Below are 15,815 nucleotides of genomic sequence, written 5' to 3' on the forward strand. Positions count from 1 at the left end.
GCTCCCTGGTGACTGACGTTGATCTATTATTTCTCGGTGGCGTTTTTCAGATTGACGAGACCGGCCTCGAAATCCTTGCCGATCATCCGGTCCAGGTTCATGACCACCTGCATCACCTTGTTCATGAACGGCGCCGGACCATGCATCAGCCAGGTGACATGCGTGCCATCGCCCTGCGGCAGCATTGTGAACTCGGCGGTGTTGTGGCCCTCGAACGGCTTGAAGAAATCGAGCTGGATCACGATCTTCGACGGCACCGTGCTTTCCAGGATTTCCATCCGGCCGGAACCGACATTTTTGTTGCCGTCCCAACCATAGACCGCGCCCTTGCCGCTCTCCGCGCCGCTGTAGCTGCGCTTCAGCGCGGGATCCTTGTGCTCATACGGTGACCAGTCGACCCATCGATGAAAATCGTTGATCAGCGGAAAGATTTTTTCCGCGGGCGCCTGCACCCTGATTTCGCGCCGGACGCTGAAACGGTCCGGCTTGGTCGCGGCGAGAATGAGCACCACGGCGATGGCAATCGCCAGGATGACAGCGATGACGGCAATGACTTCGAGCATGTCCAACTCCAGCTACGTGAATGGTTTCAAAACAGGATCAGCGACGAAAGGGGATCAGCGTACGCAGGTTGCGGTCGCGCAGCCACAGCCCACCCCATACCATGAGACCGAGATACAGTCCGAACAGCGTATGGGTAAACAGCGGGCTACCGATCCGTACGTGCGAGGCCATCGCGCCGCCGAGATAACCGGTCAGCAGGATCGCACCGAGGATCGAGGTCGGCGGTATCGAATAGAGCACGGTGCAGACGATGGTGATGACCCCAAGGCTGCGCGCCAGCGTTTCGCTGGAGCCATAGCCCATTTTGTCCATCGTGTCGGTGACAACCGGCCACGGCACCAGCTTGATGGCGCCGTCGAGCATCAGGAACACGATGACCAAGCCGCTGAGAATGCGGCCGACCCAGCGCGCTGGTTTCGAAACCGGCATGGTTGCTGTGATCGTGGTCATGATCGTCTCCCCTGTCCAAAATGACTGCTCGGCTACTAGACGAATGGCGGGAGGAGATTCCGACAGGGGTGGGAAATAATTTTCGTGGAGGCTTCCCTTCTCCCATCGAAGTCGGATTTATTCGACTTCGACCAATTGAAATGCTCAACTCGGGTATACCCGAGTTGAGGTGGGAGAAGGTGCCGGAGCGCAGCGGAGGCGGATGAGGGGTCTCTACCCGCGGAGACGGACCCCTCATCCGGCGCTACGCGCCACCTTCTCCCACAAGGGGAGAAGGAAGAGATACCGCTCACTCTGAGAATTACTTCCCCGCCTTCACACCGCGCGGCGAGCTGTCGCGCTGCAGGCGGTCCAGATGCATGCGGATATGGGCCGCCTCCGCCGAGGTATTGGCGAGCGCGATGGCGCGGTCGAAGGCGACCAGCGCCTCGTCGTTGCGGCCGAGCTGCATCAGAAAGGCGCCGCGCACGCCGAAGAAATGAAAATAGTTCGACAGCCGCGGCGCCAGCGGCTCGATCATCTCGAGGGCGGCTTCTGCGCCGCGCACCTTCGAGACCGCGACCGCGCGATTCAAGGTGACCACCGGCGACGGCTGCATGATTTCGAGCGCGCCGTACAAGAGGTCGATCTGGGTCCAGTCGGTATCCTCGGGCGTGGCGGCGCGGGCATGCAGCGCGGATATCGCGGCCTGAATTTGATACGGCCCGCTGCGGCGATGGCGCATCGCCTTGTCGATCAGCGCCAGCCCCTCGGCGATCATCGTCTGGTTCCACAGCGACCGGTCCTGGTCGTCGAGCAGGATCACCGCGCCGTCAGTATCGAACCGCGCTTCGGCGCGGGCGTGCTGCAGCAGCAACAGCGCCGTCAGCCCCATGATCTCGGGCTCGCTCTGGAACAGCCGCAGCAGCAGCCGCGCCAGACGGATTGCCTCCTCGCACAGCGGTTTGCGGATTTCGGCGGTGTCGCCGCTGGCCGAATAGCCCTCGTTGAAGATCAGGTAAATCATGGCGGCGACGGCGGCGAGCCGTTCGCTGCGCGCCACCGCATCGGGTGTTTCGAACGGCACATTGGCATCGGCGACCCGCCCTTTCGCCCGCGTGATGCGCTGCTCCATCGCGGCTTCCGAAACCAGGAAGGCGCGCGCGATCTGTTTCACGGTCAGCCCCGAGACGATGCGCAGCGCCAGCGCGATCTGCTGCGTCGCCGGCAGGTCGGGATGGCAGCAGATGAACAGCAGCCGCAAGATGTCGTCGCGGTAGTGCGAGCCATCGAGCCGTTCGGCCAGCTCCTCCTCGGCGTCGTCGAGATCGGAGATCGCCTCGTCCTCGGGCAGCGGCGTCTGCTTCTTGCTTCGCCTGATGTCGTCGATCGCGACGTTGCGCCCGACCATGATCAGCCACGCCGCCGGGTCGCGCGGCGGGCCGTTTTGCGGCCAGCTTTTCAGCGCACGCAGGCAGGCGTTCTGGAACGCCTCCTCGGCGGTATCGAGATTGCGGAAATAGCGCAGCAGCGCGCCGACCGCCTGGGGACGCGCCGAGGTCAGCGCGCCATCGATCCAGGCGGTGTCGGTCACGTCGGGACCCTCCCCGGCGTGAACATGCCCACCGGGCGGATCTCGTAGGCGCCGCCCGGATTGGCCTTGCCGAGATCGCGGGCGACGTCGAGCGCTTCATCGAGGTTCTTGCAGTCGATGACGTAAAAGCCGAGCAGCTGTTCCTTGGTCTCGGCAAACGGACCGTCGAGAACCACCGGCGGATCGTCCTTGCGCAAGGTCGTCGCCGCGGTGGTCGGCAGCAGCCGCGCCACCGGGCCGAGCCGGCCTTGCTGGGTCAATTTGTCCTGCACGACGGCAAGCTTCTGCATGACGGCGGCGTCCTGTTCCTTGGTCCAGGACCCCACATGGTCTTCGTCGTGATAGCAAAGGATGGCGTACAGCATGACGGTCAGGCATCTCCGTTGTCTTGATGACGAATGAGTATGCCCGGAGCCGACAGGCCAGCGGAAGAAATTTCGGAGGGAAATTTCTTCCGCTGCACGGAACCATCGAAACAGTTGGATTGAAGCGAATTACCAGTAGACGCCATACCGCGCGGCGATGCGGCGGGCCTTGGCTTCGTCGCCCTCATAGTGGCGGGCGTGGCTCTTCTGGGGCTTCGAAGCATGCTTCTTGCTGTCCTGCTTGGCGGGTTCGGTGGAGGCCGCTTCCGGCTTGGCTTCGGCGGGAGCCGTGGTCGCGGCGGGGGCCGTCGTCGCGGCCGGAGCCGTGGTCGTAGCGGCGGCCGGCGTGTCGCTGGACGCCAGGATCAGGCTGCGGTCGCCGGCCTGCGCCGAAACCGAGGCGGAAATCGAGGCAATCGCGAAAGCGGAAATCAGGATCAGTTTGCGCATGTGAAGTCTCCCGTTGTGTGATGAAACGAGACTAGGGAATTGGTTCAATCCGTTATGTGATGCAGGTCACGCTGACGACCGGGCCGGCGAAGCAGGCGAAAAAGAAGGAATGCCAATGAACAAGGGTGCGCTCGCTCTGCTGGTGCATGGCGGGACCGAAAACTGGTCGCCGCAGCGATGGAAGAACCGGTTCGACGAGGTCTGCGCGGGGCGGCGCGTGCTGCAGTTGCCGGACGCGGCGTTCGATCCAGCCGAGGTGCATTACGCCGCGGTGTGGAAGCCGCATCCGGGGGAACTGGCCGCCTTCCCCAACCTGCGGGTCATCTTCAATCTCGGCGCGGGTGTCGACGCGCTGATGGCGGACAAATCGCTACCCGATGTGCCCTTGGTGCGCGTGGCGGTCGACGATTTGACCGAGCGCATGACGGAATATGTCGTGCTGCATGTGCTGATGCATCACCGGCAGGAGCTGTACCTGCGGGAGTCGCAGCGCGCCAAACGCTGGGCCCCGAAATCGCAATGGGCGGCCGGCGCCATCTCGGTCGGCGTCATCGGGCTCGGCACACTCGGCGCCGACGCCGCCGATGCGCTGCGCCGGATCGGCTTTCGCGTCGTTGGCTGGAGCCGCAGCCCAAGACAGATCGACGGCATCGAGTGCTTTCACGGCACGCAAGGATTGGCGCCGTTCCTGTGCCGCACCGACATCCTGGTCTGCCTGCTGCCGCTGACGCCGGACACAAGGCACGTGCTCAACCGCGATCTCTTCGCCCAACTCAATCGCAACAGCCCGCTGGGTTCGCCGGTGCTGATCAACGCCGGCCGCGGCGGCCTGCAGAACGAGGCCGATATCCTGCAATGCCTCGACGACGGCACGCTCGGTGGCGCGTCACTCGACGTCTACGCCACCGAACCGTTGCCGGCCGAAAGCCGGTTCTGGACCCATCCGAAGGTGGTGCTGACGCCGCACAACGCCGCCGACACCGATCCCGACGAAATCTCGAAATACGTCGCGCGCCAGATCGAGCGCTTCGAGGCCGGAGGCGCGCTGGAGAATGTGGTGGATCGCAATCGGGGTATTAGCTGAGGCTGTTAAGCCGGAAGCAGATATTCGGCGTCACGGTCGTGGTGTCGGCCAAGTGCCAAACTCGGAAGTCGTTGCATCGCATCAGCGCTTGCCTTCGGCGGAACTTATCAGCCCGTTGCTTGAGACCCAATAAACGCAATACCATTTCGGCCGGCGCGCTAACCCTAAGCGCGGGGCGCGCCACGCCGGATCAACTCATCCGGAGCTTCGACACTGGCCGTCAAGGGGAAATGCGTACTCGGGTCCGGCGGCGAAAGCTCGTCGGAAGAGTGGAACTGGTCGTGCGCGAGGAGTGCCGCTTGCGGAGCGAGGATCTCGAAAGGCCGTTCAAGGTGCATTGGGGACGCCGAGATCAAGCTCCTTCCACCAGCGAGGAGAGCCTGGAGGAACGCTGCGGTGCCCATAAGGTAGAATAGGCCGTCGATTTCGAAGCGCTTTATCAGGCTCATACCGACGCCCGACAGCCGTCATTCTCCAGTCAAAAAAAGGCCGGAAATTCAGACTACCGCATCAAAGCATATCGAACTGTCGCGATGGGTCGGATTTCCGCATCAGGTCAATCGCGTCAGTTTTGGACACCACCAAGGGTCCGCCCTCGCTGGAGGCGCACGGATGGGCGCTACCAAGGCTCACGTCAATTTCGATGCACCGGCGATTCTTCGCAAGTGGCCTTCGCGCAACAACCAACGTTACGCTAACGGCACTGGCCCCTATCTGCTCGTGGATGGCACGCTCGATGGGTGCATACTGGAGTTCATGGCCAAGCCTGCCTCCATGCGGCATTTGTATGAGATTCACACTTCACCACAGCCGCCGTTGGTAAGTGCCGTCGTATCTGGAGAGGTCGTTGTCGAACTCGCGCGGCTTCGCGAATTTCTCTGATGCAGACACGACTCCCTTTGCGGCGCGCCTGGAGTCATGAGTCATTAAATTACCGTGTACTGCATGACGCGAGCCAATTTTCCCAGTTCGGCGAACGATGCCAGGCGAGCGGGCACCGCCGCCGATGACAACTACTGTTCTTCGGGCTGCAACTGCTTTGGGGCCCGCGCTCGGGCTTGCGGCGACGGGAGTGTTGGCCTTGGCTTGCGCGCCGGGGTGGCAGTGGGCCGAGGCAGAGGTGCCGATGCCTTGGGCGACAGGCTCTTGGGCGACAGGTTCTGCTCGGAAGCCTTGGCGATAAGGCGTGTCATTTGTTCCTGACCCGCTTTGAGCTGCTCAACAGCTTTTGTATTGTCGATGGCCATTTGTTCCTGGCTCGTCTTGAGTTGCTCGATCCCTTGCTTCACGTATGTCAGATCGCGTGCCATCGTCTCGAGCAACTGCGCCAGTTCAGGAGACACCGGACCGGCTGTCGGCACGACGTCTTGCCGTGCGGTCTGAGCCGGAAGTGCTGGCTCCGGCGCGGCCACCTGAACCGTAGATTGGCTCGACTGCGCGGGAAGCCCTTTTTCCAGCGGCAGCAGATTTAGCTGCGGCACCCACCGGGCGACAGTCAGCTTGGCCGCATCGCCGTAAGAAGACTGCGAAACGAAAGCAGCGATAAATATGCTCGCGGCCAACAGCGAGCCGACGAGGCCACGCAGCGCCGGCCAACCGCGCGAATGCTTGCGGCCCAAGACAGCTGAAGGATAGCGCGGGGCGTCATGCTCCAGCTTCGAGAGCTGTTCAGTTACACGCGCGAGCTGTTCATCCGCGCGCGCGATCTGTCCATAAGCGTGCGCGAGCCGCTCATCCGCGCGCGCGATCAAGACGCCGTCGGGTTCAATTGCTTTCGGGTTCGGCGTGGAACTCATTGGTGTGCCCTTTCCCATCCAATGTCACGCAAAGCAGGCGGTCGGATTTCCACCAGCTCGGCGAACCGCTAAACACTCATTGCAGTTTTGACCAAAGCATGGCCGTACGATGGAAAGTACGGGCTGCTTACGGCGACAGGCCGTCGGGAATTCGGCACCGCGACGTTCGGCGCATATCCCCTTTGCCCCCGAATAGCGGACATTTGAGGGTGCAATCGGCATGTCTGTTTTGGGTCAAACGCTACACACTGCTTGCCGCCAAGCCCCAAGCGAAGTCCGCTTTGACCCAAAAGCCGACCTGATTCCAACGCCTGATCCTGGGCATACCAAGATCGAAAGCACAGTCCGCTAGCTCGGGATCGAGATCGATGATGCCCTGGCAATAGCGGAACAGGTTGATGTCCGAAATACCCGGGCAGAGCGCATATGCTCTGCTCGCCCTCTAACCGCCGGTTTGTGCCAAACACGGGCGTAGATGGGTGCAAAATGCGACCACCCTTGCCGCAAAGCCAACTGCGAAGCCCTGCTAATCTTCAATGGCCCGGTCCCGGCAGACCACTTGGCCGGGGCCAATCTGATCGCAGGTTGTTCGGGTTATTTGGATCAACCAAGTCTTGTCTCAAAATGAAACCGCCCTTGGGGGAAACAATTGTCGGTGGAATTTTCCGAACATCGTTGATCGGCGCAAACTTCGTATCAGCAGTCTGCGCAGAAGCAATTGTCGGGCATACCAACGCACAAGCGGCGACTAGCATCATCGATCTATTCATTGTCCCCATCCTCCTACAAACCTAGATGGTTAGACATGCACGCCTTTGACGTGGATAGGGTACCATCAAATTAAACGAACAGGCAACGAACCATCAAGGCACCTTGTCCTCGCATGATGTTGGCGGCGACCGACGATCCCAAGCGGCCTATTACGCGAGACGCCTTACTTGGCTTCGCTTGCCGCGATTCCCGAGCTTTCGACCAGCTTTGCCACCCGTGGCATGTCGGAGGCAAACAAGCGCGCGTGGGCCTCGGGCGTCAGCTCGTTGTCGGGGAATGGCAAGGTTCCGAGTTCCTTGAGCTTCTCCCGCAAGGTGGGATCAGACAGCGCGGCGCGGAGCGCGGAATTCAGCGCGACGACGATCTCCCTTGGCGTGCCCTTCACCACATAGAGCCCATGCCACATCGAATAGCTGACCTCGGGCATGCCGAGTTCGGCCGTGGTCGGCGCGTCCTTCAACTGCTCGAGCCGTTCCGGTGACGTGATGGCGATGCCGTGCAACGTGCCGGCCTGAATCTGCGGCAGCGCGTTGGTGACCTGGTCCCACAAGAGATCGATCTGCCCCGCCAGGAGATCGCCGATCGCCGGACCCGATCCGCGATAGGCGACGATGGTCGGCTTGAAACCGAGAACATTGCCCATCATGACGGCGCACAGGTGACTGTTGGTTCCGATGCCGCCATGCGCAAAGTTCGCCTTGTCGCGCTGCGCCTTGATCCAGGCGACAAAATCCTGCGGCGTCGCACCGGGTATCGACTTGCGGCCGATCAGGACCATCGGCGCGTTGTTGACGAGGCCGACCGGTTCGAACGCCGTCATCGTATCGTAGCGCAGGTTGGTGAACAGGCTGGGCGCCGCCAGCAATGCTACGTGATTGATCAGGACCGTGGAACCATCGGGCGCCGATCTCGCCACACGATCGTTGGCCAGCGTGCTGCCGCCGCCGACCTGGTTCTCGATGATGACGGTCTGGCCGAGCGCGCGTGACATCCGCTCGCCGATCAGACGCGCAACGGTATCGGTGCCGCCACCGGCGGCATAGGGAACCACCAGCGTCACGGTTTTGGCTGATGATTGCGCGTGGGCTTGCGTCAAAGGCGCGGCAAGCAAAAGGCCCAACCCCGTCAACGCGCTCCTCAGAAGCCGATCGATCACGATAGCGCCCTCCCAAGTATTTTTATTTTGCGCACCGCAGCAAACGGGAACGCCCCGATCACGCGGCGGCTCGCGGATTTTCCGCTGCACGTATCCATAGCAGCAAAGCTGGCGAAGCGTATTGCGTCAAATCGTGCTGCGGGAAGTCGAGAAACGTTGGGCAAAAGAAAAGCCGCCCTGCGGCGGCTCCTCGATACACGCTCGATTTCTCTGGCTGGGTTACAGGTGGCAGCGCTTCACGTCGCTGCCATCTCGATCGCCTTGCCGTTCACGCGCGTCTCGTCCTTCAGATTGTCGACGGTGACGTGGGTGTCGTACCAGGTAAGGTGCGGCCGGACGCCGAAGCGTTGGGTCAATTCCGCCACGCGCTCCTCGGTAAACCAGGCTTCCGCCGATTGGCGGCTGTCCCAGAGATAGACGCCGCCGGTGCCGCTGTCGCCGTTCAGGTAGTCCTTGCGGATCAACCCCTTTTTCGCCAGGCCGCGATAGATCGGCGCGGTCGAAGACCCGCCTTTCACCGCCTGTTCTTCGGTGCGCTTGGGCAAATCAAACTGAACGACGACGATGCAATTGGCCATCAGCGGTTCCTCCGATTTATTTCAGCCAGGATAGCACGCCGGGAAATCCGGATACACGGATTTCCAGGACAAAGCTGGTGGCCGCGATGGCCTACGGCGATCGCCGCCTGACCGTGACATGGGTAGCATTCGCGCCGGCGATGCTCTCGACCGCGGCATAGCCGAGATCCGGCAGATTGAGCCCCGCAAACAGGTTCTCTCCTGCGCCGATAAACACCGGCGAGACCGCCAGACGAGCTTCATCAATCAGGCCTGCTTGCAGATATTGCCGGACCACCGACGCACCGCCACCGATCCGGATGTCTTTTGCCCCGGCGACATCCTTTGCCCGCGCCAGCGCTGCCTCTATCCCGTCGGTCACGAAGTGAAACACCGTGCCGCCCTCCATCTCGATCGACGGACGCGCATGGTGCGTCAGCACGAACACCGGAACGTGATATGGCGGATTGGGTCCCCACCAGCCTTTCCAGGAGTGGTCGGGCCACGGACCACGGATCGGGCCGAACATGTTGCGGCCCATGATCCATGCGCCGATATTTTCCATCGAGCTTTGGGCAATGTCATTGTCGATGCCGGTGGCCCCGCCGGGCTGGCCGATCATTTTGTGAAACATCTGCGTCTTCCGCAGCCAGGCGGGCACTTCATCCGCGCCGACGCCAAACGGATGTTGCAGGTCCTGACCCGGCCCCGCCGCAAATCCATCCAGCGATACCGAGAAGGCGGAAACCCTTACTTTTCCCATCGTGTCTTTCTTTCCTTGTGAAGCACTTTCGGGAGAACGAACGGGGACGCCGCGCGCCGACACATCGATCGGATTATATTTTGCGGGCGCGTTCGCGGCGTGCGGATTACTTCGTGCCGACCATCACGTCGATCGCGCCCTTCACGATCGCCTCCAATTCCCCACGCGGCACCTGCGCGCGGGCGCGGATGGCGATGGTGTGGATGGTGGCCGACGCCAGTTGCGCGAGCACCGCGGGATCGGCGCCTTCGGGCAGTTCGCCCTTTTCCCTGGCATGGCGGAAGCAGGCGGCGAACGCCTTGTCGAGTTCGGCAAAACCTTCCAGCACCATGGCGCGTATATCGGGATCGGCCACCGCTTCGGATGCCGCCGTCATGACCGTGAAGCAGCCGCGCGGGCCGGCTTCGCCGGACAGGTAAATATCCAGCGCCACCGCATAGATGCGCAGCAAGCGCTGACGGATCGGCTGCTCCTCGCGAAAAATGTCCTGCATCGCCGCGCGGGCGTCCTCGCGATAGCGCCGGTAGCTCTTGATGTAGAGCTCGCGCTTGTCGCCAAAAGCGCCATAGAGGCTCGGCCGGTTCATGCCGGTCGCGGCCGAGAGATCGTCGAGCGACGTCGCGGCAAAGCCGCCCTTGCGAAACAGATCGAGCGCTTTCGCCAGCGCGATATCAGGCTGATAGGCGCGCGGACGGCCCCGGCGCTTCGGCGCTGTGGGATCGTCGATCCGCGTCACCGGCGGCTTTTTATTTTTTTGTACCATGTCGCAATAAATTCCTTGACCGGGTTTATATTATGCGAGACAGTATAAAAATCAACCCCGGCCGTTTTTGTTCCGGCGCGGTTGGTCGATTACCCAAGAAACCTGCCAAGGAGGCATTCATGGATCTCTATTTCTCGCCGCTCGCCTGCTCGCTGGCGACCCGCATTGCGCTGTATGAAGCCGGCGCTTCCGCCAACTATCTCGAGGTCGATCCCAAGACCAAGGTCGTGCAGAACGACGGCTCGGACTTTCGCAAAGTGAACCCGCTCGGGCTGGTGCCGACGCTGCGCACCGACGACGGGTTGGTGCTGACCGAGAACGCGGCGATCTTGCAATATGTCGCCGACAGCTTTCCGCAGGCCGGCATCGCCACCGGCCCCGGCATGGAGCGCAGCAAACTGCATCAATGGCTGTGCTTCATCGGCACCGAACTGCACAAGGGCCTGTTCGTGCCGGTGCTCGACAAGACCGCGTCGGCAGAGGTGAAGACCTATATCCTCGGCAAGGGGCTTTCGCGGCTCGATTATCTCGAGAACTACCTGAAGGGCCGGGAGTTCCTGCTCGACCATTTCAGCGTCGCCGATGCCTATCTCGTCACCGTCATCAACTGGACGATGGCGACACCGCCGATCGAACTGGCGAAGTGGCCGACCGTGAAAGCCTATTACGAGCGGCTGCGCGCCCGTCCCAGCATTGCCAAGGCGGTCGCCGAAGAGTTCGAGCTCTACAAGGCCGAACTCGCGCGGCACAAGGCGGCGGCGTAACGCGATATCTCACCACACGTCGTCCCCGCGCACGCGGGGACCCATACTCCGCGGCGTTCGCAAGTTAAGGAAGTCGTCGAACACCGTGTTTCGATCGAAGGCCCACGGCGTATGGGTCCCTGCTTTCGCAGGGACGACGCCGGGGTTTTTCGTTTTCTCAGAACGGACTCTCACCCAGTCCCGGCACGTCGGCCGGGCGCGGGCCTGGTGCCGCCCAGTGAAAGCGCCGGTCCTTTTCCGCAATCGCGATGTCGTTGATGCTGGCTTCGCGGCGGCGCATCAGGCCGTGTTCGTCGAACTCCCACTGCTCGTTGCCGTAGGAGCGATACCACTGGCCGGCATCGTCGTGCCATTCGTACTGGAACCGCACCGCGATCCGGTTGCCGTCGAAACCCCAGAGATCCTTGATCAGGCGGTACTCGTGTTCTTTCGCCCATTTACGGGTGAGGAATTCCACGATCGCCGGGCGGCCCTGGAACACTTCCGAGCGGTTGCGCCAGCGGCTGTCTTCGGTATAGGCCAGCGATACCTTGACCGGATCGCGCGAATTCCAGGCGTCTTCGGCCATGCGCGCTTTTTGCGCGGCGGTCTCTTTGGTGAAGGGCGGCAGCGGCGGGCGCGACATGGTGACCTCGGAGGTGAATTGAGGCCGCCAATCTATCGCCCCGCGCGGCCAAGTCGATGGCCGTTTGCCTATCACCCGATAAACGGAGCCTATCGGCTCCGATTCATGTTTGGACGCGTTTTCTTCACGCGAACCGGTAGCCACTTCGCTTGAAAACGCTTTTAAATCAGATCGGCCTTCATCATCTGCCGCAGCGATTTCGGGATCGGTTTTGCGCGCCCCTCGCAGATGAAGGCGACGCGCACCTCGGCTGTGACCAGCACCTCGTCGCCGCGCCGCACCTCCTGCGCCAGCGTGATCGAGGCGCCCTTCACCGCGACAGGCCACGTCACCACGTCGAGCAGATCGTCCATCCGCGCCGGCCGCAGGAAATCGAGTGTCATCGAGCGCACCACGAAGGCAAAGCCCGGCGTCTCCGCCTGCGCCTCGGCGAACAGCGCGTGCTGGTCGGCGCCCATCAGCCGCAGATGATTGGTCCGCCCCCGCTCCATGAAGCGCAGGTAATTGGCGTGGTAGACGATGCCGGAAAAATCGGTGTCCTCGTAATAGACGCGGACCTGCATGTGATGGCGGCCGTCACGGATCTCGCCGTCGAGATGGGGTAATGTCACGTACTGTCCCTGATCGCCTGGAAAGTGCTGCTTTTGCGCAAAATCCGGCCTGCATGCAAGCGCAACGGCGTGCCCCGCTCAGGGTTAAGAAACCGCCACCCCTGCTCCACCCAGCGTCACCAGCACGATCTCCGGCGGGACACCGAGACGGAACGGCATGATGCTGCAGCCGAGGCCGCCGGACACGATGACGTCGCAGTTCATGCGCGCATGGCCGTAGACCAGCTTGCGGTAGCGCGTCGGTGCGATCGGCGACCAGCCGAGCATCCGCACCTGGCCGCCATGGGTGTGGCCGGACAGTTGCAGCGAAACCCGCGACGGCACGCGATGGGCCACATCGGGCTCGTGCGCCAGAAGGATCAGCGGCGCATCGTCGGTGACCTTTGCCAGCGTCGCGCCGAGATCGTCGACGCCGATGTGGCGCACCGGCCTGAACCGGCGCGCCGGCACATAGGCCAGTTGATCGCCGAGGCCGGCGAGCCAGAACGGCTGACCGTTTTTGCTGAGGCGCTTCGCGTCGTTTTCGTAAACCGGAATGCCGGCGGCTTCGAGGGCACGGCGGGCATGGGTCGGCCCCTGCCCCTCCCGCTGCACAGTGCTGTCTTCCCACCAGTCGTGATTGCCGAGAATGGCATGCACGCCGAGCGGTGCCTTCAACCCGGCCAACACCGGCGCCCATTCGCCGGCCGGAATGATGCGCGTGACATGGCGGTGTCCGGCGACGTAGTCGCCGAGCAGGACGATGATGTCGGCGTTCAGCGCATTGGTGCGTTCGACAATGCCGTGGATGCGATCGATCGACATCCAGGGATCGCAGGCATGAAGGTCGGCAATGGCGGCGATCTTGAGCTGAAAACCCGCCGGCCAACGCGGTGGCGTCAGGTCGTATCGGGTAACGCCGAGCCGTACGACGGGTTCGGTGAACCCGTAAGCGGTGGTCGAGACGCCAAGCGCGCCCAGCCCAACCATGGATTTCAGGAAATGACGGCGTGAGAACATGTGACCACTCGTGATGCGAGGCCAAGGATCGCGGCGGATTGAGCCGGAATTGCGATGGGTTTGTGCAGATCGTCAGCAGTGCGGATGACAAACGGTTAATGCGTTAACGTCACCACCTGCTGTCGCCAACCAGCGCATCGAGCGCATATCGTTTAGATCCGGAGAAAACAGTCAGTCGTCGTCGCCATCACCGCCGAACAGTCCGAACTGCGCCGGGTCGCGCGTCGGCTCGGCGAGACCGAGATGCTTGAACGCATGCGAGGTCAACAGCCGGCCGCGCGGCGTACGCTGCAGGTAGCCGCACTGGATCAAGAACGGCTCGATGATGTCCTCGATGGCGTCGCGCGGCTCCGACAGCGCCGCCGCCATGGTTTCGACGCCGACCGGTCCGCCTCCATAGTTCATCGCAATCGTCGTGAGATAGCGGCGGTCCATCGCATCGAGGCCGGCGGAATCCACTTCCAGCGCGCTCAGCGCGTGGTCGGCGATGGCGCGGTCGATCGAACTCGCATCCGCCGCCGAGGCAAAATCGCGCACCCGCCGCAGCAGCCGTCCGGCGATGCGCGGCGTGCCGCGGGCGCGGCGCGCGATCTCGTTGGCGCCATCGGGCGACATGCCGATGTTGAGCACGCGGGCGCCGCGGGTGACGATCTTTTCGAGTTCTTCCTCGGTGTAGAAATTCAGCCGCACCGGAATGCCGAAGCGGTCGCGCAACGGATTGGTCAACAATCCCGCGCGGGTTGTGGCGCCGACGAGGGTGAATTTCGCCAGATCAATCTTGACCGAGCGCGCCGCGGGGCCCTCGCCGATGATGAGGTCAAGCTGAAAGTCCTCCATCGCCGGATACAGCACTTCCTCCACCGCCGGGCTGAGGCGGTGGATTTCGTCGATGAACAGCACATCGCGCTCTTCGAGATTGGTCAGGAGTGCCGCGAGATCGCCGGCCTTGGCGATCACGGGTCCCGAGGTGGCGCGAAAGCCGACGCCGAGTTCGCGCGCGACGATCTGGGCCAGCGTGGTCTTGCCGAGGCCGGGGGGCCCGACGAACAGCACGTGGTCGAGCGCTTCGTTCCGCTTACGCGCCGCTTCGATGAAGATCGAGAGATTCTTGCGGGCCTGTGCCTGGCCGACGAATTCGGACAGCAGTTGCGGACGCAGTGCGGTGTCGCCGACATCGTCGCTGCGCCGTTCTGGGGTAACGATGCGGGAGGGCGGGTTCACTTCGCCAGTTCCTTAAGCCCCAGGCGGATCAGTTGCGCGGTCTCGGCGTTTTCACCGGCGCTGCGCGAGGCCTGCGCGATGGCGGCCGCGGCCTGCGGCTGGCCGTAGCCGAGATTGACCAGCGCCGAGATCGCATCCGTCACCGGACGCGGCGCGCGGTCGTTATCGATCGCTCCGGACAGATGCACCAGCGCCGGGTCGACATTGGCGAAGTGAGGCGCCTTGTCCTTCAATTCAGTAACGATGCGCTCAGCCACCTTCGGCCCGACACCAGGCGTGCGGCTCACCGCGGCCTTGTCGCGCAGCGCGATCGCATTGGCGAGTTCAGATGGCGGCAAGGTCGAGAGCACCGCAAGCGCCACCTTGGCGCCGACGCCCTGCACGGTCTGCAGCAGGCGAAACCATTCGCGTTCGACGTCGCTGCGAAAACCGAACAGCTTGATCTGGTCCTCGCGCACATAGGTCTCGATCGAGAGCACGGCGGCATCGCCCGGCGCAGGCAGCGCCTGCAGCGTGCGCGACGAGCAATGCACCTGATAGCCGACGCCGCCGACGTCGAGGATCACGTAGTCCTCGCCGTAAGAGTCGATCAGGCCCTTGAGTTTTCCGATCATAGGCTCGCCACCTTCAGCCGCAGCGCGGTGCTGGCGCGGTGATGGGCATGGGTGATCGCGATCGCCAGCGCGTCGGCGGCGTCGGCCGATTTCGGCTCGGCCTTCGGCAGCAGGATTTTCAGCATCACCGCGATCTGGTTCTTGTCGGCATGGCCGGCGCCGACCACGGTTTTCTTGACCTGGTTGGGCGCATATTCCGCCACTTCGATGCCGAACATCGCCGGCGCCAGCATCGCGACCCCGCGCGCCTGGCCGAGCTTCAGCGTCGCGACCCCGTCCTTGTTGACAAAAGTCTGTTCGACGGCGGCCTCCGCCGGTCGGAAATCGCCGAGCACGGCGGCGAGCCCTTCATGGATCGCCAGAAGGCGGCTGGCCAGCGGCAGATGATCCGGTGGCTCCACCGAGCCGCAGCCGATGAAGACGAGACGATTGCCCTCGGTCTCGATCACGCCCCAGCCGGTGCGGCGCAGGCCGGGGTCGATGCCGATGATCCGGACGGGTTGGCGAATCGGGGGTGACGTCATGGCGTAGTGATAACGCCAGAGCCGAGTGAACGAAACATAAACAAAATGGTCATCCCCTGCCGGAGGACGGAGGTGCATCGTCGTCCCTGCGAAAGCAGGGACCCATAACCACTGGCGGTTATTGGACGAAGGGTCCCAGCCACCGCGGAACAATCGAGAGATCAC

The 15,815-nt window shown here is 62.8% G+C and carries 19 protein-coding genes; 3 read left to right on the forward strand and 16 right to left on the reverse strand.

Features of this window, described 5'->3' with window-relative positions; translation table 11 throughout:
- Positions 1–26 precede the first annotated feature (26 nt).
- The 5 genes from BLS26_RS12810 to BLS26_RS12830 all read right to left on the reverse strand — a co-directional run bounded on the left by BLS26_RS12810 (position 27) and on the right by BLS26_RS12830 (position 3,402).
- Positions 27–563 carry an SRPBCC family protein gene (locus BLS26_RS12810; protein WP_092511560.1) on the reverse strand — a complete coding sequence of 179 codons (537 nt, stop codon included), beginning with the start codon at positions 561–563 and terminating at the stop codon, positions 27–29.
- A gap of 37 nt (positions 564–600) precedes the next feature.
- Positions 601–1,014 carry a DoxX family protein gene (locus tag BLS26_RS12815; RefSeq protein WP_092511562.1) on the reverse strand — a complete coding sequence of 138 codons (414 nt, stop codon included), beginning with the start codon at positions 1,012–1,014 and terminating at the stop codon, positions 601–603.
- A gap of 301 nt (positions 1,015–1,315) precedes the next feature.
- Positions 1,316–2,587, reverse strand: a complete 1,272-nt coding sequence (locus BLS26_RS12820) for an RNA polymerase sigma factor (protein WP_092511564.1) — start codon at positions 2,585–2,587, stop codon at positions 1,316–1,318.
- Complete coding sequence (locus BLS26_RS12825; protein WP_092511566.1) at positions 2,584–2,952, reverse strand: YciI family protein; 369 nt, start codon at positions 2,950–2,952, stop codon at positions 2,584–2,586. Before BLS26_RS12825 ends, BLS26_RS12820 begins: the two co-directional genes overlap by 4 nt.
- Positions 2,953–3,081: 129 nt before the next feature.
- Entirely contained in the window at positions 3,082–3,402 is a 321-nt protein-coding gene (locus tag BLS26_RS12830; RefSeq protein WP_092511568.1) for a hypothetical protein, read from the reverse strand.
- A gap of 115 nt (positions 3,403–3,517) precedes the next feature.
- Between BLS26_RS12830 and BLS26_RS12835 the strand changes: the two genes are divergently transcribed.
- Entirely contained in the window at positions 3,518–4,486 is a 969-nt protein-coding gene (locus BLS26_RS12835; protein WP_092511570.1) for a glyoxylate/hydroxypyruvate reductase A, read from the forward strand.
- A 612-nt stretch (positions 4,487–5,098) separates the two neighbouring features.
- Complete coding sequence (locus BLS26_RS12845; RefSeq protein WP_092511574.1) at positions 5,099–5,368, forward strand: hypothetical protein; 270 nt, start codon at positions 5,099–5,101, stop codon at positions 5,366–5,368.
- 131 nt (positions 5,369–5,499) lie between these two features.
- Here BLS26_RS12845 and BLS26_RS12850 read toward each other — a convergent pair whose 3' ends face one another.
- From BLS26_RS12850 to BLS26_RS12870, 5 genes are all read right to left on the reverse strand, one after another.
- Positions 5,500–6,300 carry a hypothetical protein gene (locus BLS26_RS12850; protein ID WP_157676439.1) on the reverse strand — a complete coding sequence of 267 codons (801 nt, stop codon included), beginning with the start codon at positions 6,298–6,300 and terminating at the stop codon, positions 5,500–5,502.
- A gap of 916 nt (positions 6,301–7,216) precedes the next feature.
- Complete coding sequence (locus tag BLS26_RS12855) at positions 7,217–8,209, reverse strand: tripartite tricarboxylate transporter substrate-binding protein (RefSeq protein ID WP_157676440.1); 993 nt, start codon at positions 8,207–8,209, stop codon at positions 7,217–7,219.
- 236 nt (positions 8,210–8,445) lie between these two features.
- A complete protein-coding gene (locus tag BLS26_RS12860; RefSeq protein ID WP_092511580.1) occupies positions 8,446–8,787 on the reverse strand; it encodes a hypothetical protein in 342 nt (113 codons plus the stop codon).
- Positions 8,788–8,878: 91 nt separating this feature from the next.
- The gene (locus tag BLS26_RS12865; RefSeq protein WP_092511582.1) at positions 8,879–9,529 is read right to left on the reverse strand and encodes a dihydrofolate reductase family protein; all 651 of its coding nucleotides are present in this window, start codon (positions 9,527–9,529) and stop codon (positions 8,879–8,881) included.
- 106 nt (positions 9,530–9,635) lie between these two features.
- On the reverse strand, positions 9,636–10,292 hold the full coding sequence (locus BLS26_RS12870; protein WP_092511584.1) for a TetR/AcrR family transcriptional regulator: 657 nt from the start codon (positions 10,290–10,292) through the stop codon (positions 9,636–9,638).
- Positions 10,293–10,411: 119 nt separating this feature from the next.
- Here BLS26_RS12870 and BLS26_RS12875 point away from each other — a divergent pair, with 119 nt between their 5' ends.
- The gene (locus BLS26_RS12875; RefSeq protein ID WP_092511586.1) at positions 10,412–11,056 is read left to right on the forward strand and encodes a glutathione binding-like protein; all 645 of its coding nucleotides are present in this window, start codon (positions 10,412–10,414) and stop codon (positions 11,054–11,056) included.
- A gap of 157 nt (positions 11,057–11,213) precedes the next feature.
- On the opposite strand, the gene BLS26_RS12880 is transcribed toward BLS26_RS12875, so the two are convergent.
- The 6 genes from BLS26_RS12880 to ruvC form a co-directional block, all read right to left on the reverse strand.
- Positions 11,214–11,681, reverse strand: a complete 468-nt coding sequence (locus BLS26_RS12880; protein WP_092511588.1) for a nuclear transport factor 2 family protein — start codon at positions 11,679–11,681, stop codon at positions 11,214–11,216.
- A gap of 161 nt (positions 11,682–11,842) precedes the next feature.
- A complete protein-coding gene (ybgC, locus tag BLS26_RS12885; protein WP_092511590.1) occupies positions 11,843–12,292 on the reverse strand; it encodes a tol-pal system-associated acyl-CoA thioesterase in 450 nt (149 codons plus the stop codon).
- A gap of 84 nt (positions 12,293–12,376) precedes the next feature.
- Entirely contained in the window at positions 12,377–13,291 is a 915-nt protein-coding gene (locus BLS26_RS12890) for a metallophosphoesterase (RefSeq protein WP_092511592.1), read from the reverse strand.
- Between the two features lie 171 nt (positions 13,292–13,462).
- Positions 13,463–14,512, reverse strand: coding sequence for a Holliday junction branch migration DNA helicase RuvB (ruvB, locus tag BLS26_RS12895; protein WP_092511594.1), 1,050 nt, complete (start codon positions 14,510–14,512; stop codon positions 13,463–13,465).
- Positions 14,509–15,126 carry a Holliday junction branch migration protein RuvA gene (gene ruvA, locus BLS26_RS12900; RefSeq protein WP_092511596.1) on the reverse strand — a complete coding sequence of 206 codons (618 nt, stop codon included), beginning with the start codon at positions 15,124–15,126 and terminating at the stop codon, positions 14,509–14,511. Before ruvA ends, ruvB begins: the two co-directional genes overlap by 4 nt.
- Positions 15,123–15,650, reverse strand: a complete 528-nt coding sequence (gene ruvC / locus BLS26_RS12905; RefSeq protein WP_092511598.1) for a crossover junction endodeoxyribonuclease RuvC — start codon at positions 15,648–15,650, stop codon at positions 15,123–15,125. The genes ruvA and ruvC overlap by 4 nt, the downstream gene beginning before the upstream one ends.
- Between the last annotated feature and the right edge of the window lie 165 nt (positions 15,651–15,815).

The organism is Afipia sp. GAS231 (assembly GCF_900103365.1).
Lineage (GTDB): Bacteria > Pseudomonadota > Alphaproteobacteria > Rhizobiales > Xanthobacteraceae > Bradyrhizobium.

Excerpts from the sequence above, each read along its gene's own strand:
- BLS26_RS12835 (WP_092511570.1), top strand. The coding sequence starts at position 3,518 with ATGAACAAGGGTGCGCTCGCTCTGCTGGTGCATGGCGGGACCGAAAAC.
- BLS26_RS12830 (WP_092511568.1), bottom strand. The coding sequence starts at position 3,402 with ATGCGCAAACTGATCCTGATTTCCGCTTTCGCGATTGCCTCGATTTCC.
- BLS26_RS12825 (WP_092511566.1), bottom strand. The coding sequence starts at position 2,952 with ATGCTGTACGCCATCCTTTGCTATCACGACGAAGACCATGTGGGGTCC.
- BLS26_RS12815 (WP_092511562.1), bottom strand. The coding sequence starts at position 1,014 with ATGACCACGATCACAGCAACCATGCCGGTTTCGAAACCAGCGCGCTGG.
- BLS26_RS12870 (WP_092511584.1), bottom strand. The coding sequence starts at position 10,292 with ATGGTACAAAAAAATAAAAAGCCGCCGGTGACGCGGATCGACGATCCC.
- BLS26_RS12865 (WP_092511582.1), bottom strand. The coding sequence starts at position 9,529 with ATGGGAAAAGTAAGGGTTTCCGCCTTCTCGGTATCGCTGGATGGATTT.
- BLS26_RS12875 (WP_092511586.1), top strand. The coding sequence starts at position 10,412 with ATGGATCTCTATTTCTCGCCGCTCGCCTGCTCGCTGGCGACCCGCATT.
- BLS26_RS12845 (WP_092511574.1), top strand. The coding sequence starts at position 5,099 with ATGGGCGCTACCAAGGCTCACGTCAATTTCGATGCACCGGCGATTCTT.
- BLS26_RS12890 (WP_092511592.1), bottom strand. The coding sequence starts at position 13,291 with ATGTTCTCACGCCGTCATTTCCTGAAATCCATGGTTGGGCTGGGCGCG.
- BLS26_RS12850 (WP_157676439.1), bottom strand. The coding sequence starts at position 6,300 with ATGGGAAAGGGCACACCAATGAGTTCCACGCCGAACCCGAAAGCAATT.
- ruvC (WP_092511598.1), bottom strand. The coding sequence starts at position 15,650 with ATGACGTCACCCCCGATTCGCCAACCCGTCCGGATCATCGGCATCGAC.
- ruvA (WP_092511596.1), bottom strand. The coding sequence starts at position 15,126 with ATGATCGGAAAACTCAAGGGCCTGATCGACTCTTACGGCGAGGACTAC.
- BLS26_RS12810 (WP_092511560.1), bottom strand. The coding sequence starts at position 563 with ATGCTCGAAGTCATTGCCGTCATCGCTGTCATCCTGGCGATTGCCATC.
- BLS26_RS12880 (WP_092511588.1), bottom strand. The coding sequence starts at position 11,681 with ATGTCGCGCCCGCCGCTGCCGCCCTTCACCAAAGAGACCGCCGCGCAA.
- BLS26_RS12860 (WP_092511580.1), bottom strand. The coding sequence starts at position 8,787 with ATGGCCAATTGCATCGTCGTCGTTCAGTTTGATTTGCCCAAGCGCACC.